Raw genomic sequence first — 1,822 nt, forward strand, 5'->3', positions numbered from 1 at the left:
CCCCTAACCCCTCCCCACAAGGGGGAGGGAGACTCCCGCCGGCGCTGACAATGGCAAACTGCCGAGGCTTTCAGACGTCAAGGTTCGAGTAGGAGTGCGCGGCAGCGTTCCCTCCCCCTTGTGGGGAGGGTTAGGGTGGGGGTCGTGCCGGGCAAAGGCCGGCAATAGTGGCTCAAGCGGCTCCCTGCCGGTTGTCGATCATGGCGCGGCGTGCCGAGCGGCGCCACTCGACGGCGCCGGCAAGGCCGTGCAGCACCGTCTCGGTGGTCGCCCAGTCGATGCAGCCATCGGTGATGCTCTGGCCATAGAGCAGCGGCTTGCCCGGCACCACGTCCTGCCGGCCGGCGACGAGATTGCTCTCGATCATCAGGCCGATGATGCGCTCGTCGCCTGCCGCGACCTGGCCGGCGACATCTGCCGCGACCTTGGGCTGGTTCTCGGGCTTCTTGGCCGAGTTGGCGTGGCTGACATCGATCATCAGCCTGGGCGCAACGCCGATGCGGGCGAGTTCCACAGCGGCGGCTTCGACGCTCGCCGCGTCATAGTTGGGCTGAACGCCGCCGCGCAGGATGACGTGGCAGTCCTCATTGCCCATGGTCGTGGCGATGCCGCTGCGTCCGCCCTTGGTCACCGCCATGAAATGATGCGGCTGGGCGGCCGATTTCACCGCCTCGGCGGCGATGCGCAGATTGCCGTCGGTGCCGTTCTTGAAGCCGACCGGGCAGGAGAGGCCCGAGGCGAGTTCGCGGTGGATCTGGCTCTCGGTCGTGCGCGCGCCGATCGCGCCCCAGGCAACCAGGTCGGCAATGTATTGCGGGGTGGTCATGTCGAGGAACTCGGTCGCAGCCGGCAGGCCGAGATTGTTGACGGCCGACAGCACATTGCGTGCCATCCGCAGCCCCTTGTCGATGTTGAAGCTGCCGTCGAGGTCAGGATCGTTGATCAGGCCTTTCCAGCCGACCGTCGTGCGCGGTTTCTCGAAATAGACCCGCATCACGATCTCCAGCCGGTCCGACAGGCTCTCGCGCAGCGCCGCCAGACGGCTGGCATAGTCGACGGCCGCGACTGGATCGTGGATCGAACACGGGCCGACAATGACGAGCAGCCGGTCGTCGGTGCCGTTCAGGATGGCATGGGTTGCGTTGCGCGATGCGCTGACGGTGCGCGTCGCCGTCAAAGTGCGCGGGATCTCCCGCATCACCTCGTCCGGCGTACTCAGTTCTCGGATTTCCTTGACCCGGAGGTCGTCTGTGGTGGTCAACACGGCTTTCTGCTCCTGTCGAGAGCATGATGCCGAAAAGTGTGAAGCGGTTTTCGGACGACATCATGCTCCTCTTTGATTTAGAGGGAACCTGCCGGCTGAAAACAAAAAAGCCGCCAGGTATGGCGGCTGTTCGGATCTTGTTGCTGCAATCTTCAGATCGAGCGCAATCCTCCCGCCGCCAGCGAGCTCCTAAAGTACCAATATGTGGCGGTCAGGTTGATCATGAGGCTCATATAGTCGATGCGGCGGCGCTTGTCACGTGCCGTAGATGAGTTGGCGAAATCGCTGGCGAGAGCGCCCCTCTCCCCGTCACTATACGGGGAGAGGATGCCGGCAGGCAGGTGAGGGGCGGCGCTTGCGTCGGAAGGATAGGGACAGGGCCAAAAAGCCCCGACTTCAATCGACCCTCTAACTATCAAAGTCGGCGCTGCCCCCTTGTATCTGCACGAGATGATTATGTGCGATGGAAGCGATTGAGCCTCGGGCCGGATGGCCATCCGGCCCGAGGCTTGGCGAAGTCGCCCGCTGCCCCTCCGGCTACAACCGTCAATGAGCTTG

Annotated in this window: 1 protein-coding gene; it reads right to left on the reverse strand. The window is 64.0% G+C overall.

Annotated features, from left to right (window positions below; all coding sequences use genetic code 11):
- Positions 1-172: 172 nt before the first annotated feature.
- Positions 173-1,264 (reverse strand): 3-deoxy-7-phosphoheptulonate synthase, encoded by a 1,092-nt coding sequence (locus tag EOA19_RS34810; protein ID WP_128306108.1) that lies wholly within the window; start codon positions 1,262-1,264, stop codon positions 173-175.
- Positions 1,265-1,822: the final 558 nt, after the last annotated feature.

Origin of the sequence: Mesorhizobium sp. M7A.F.Ca.US.010.02.1.1 (genome assembly GCF_004023085.1) — a bacterium.
In the GTDB taxonomy this organism is placed as follows: domain Bacteria; phylum Pseudomonadota; class Alphaproteobacteria; order Rhizobiales; family Rhizobiaceae; genus Mesorhizobium.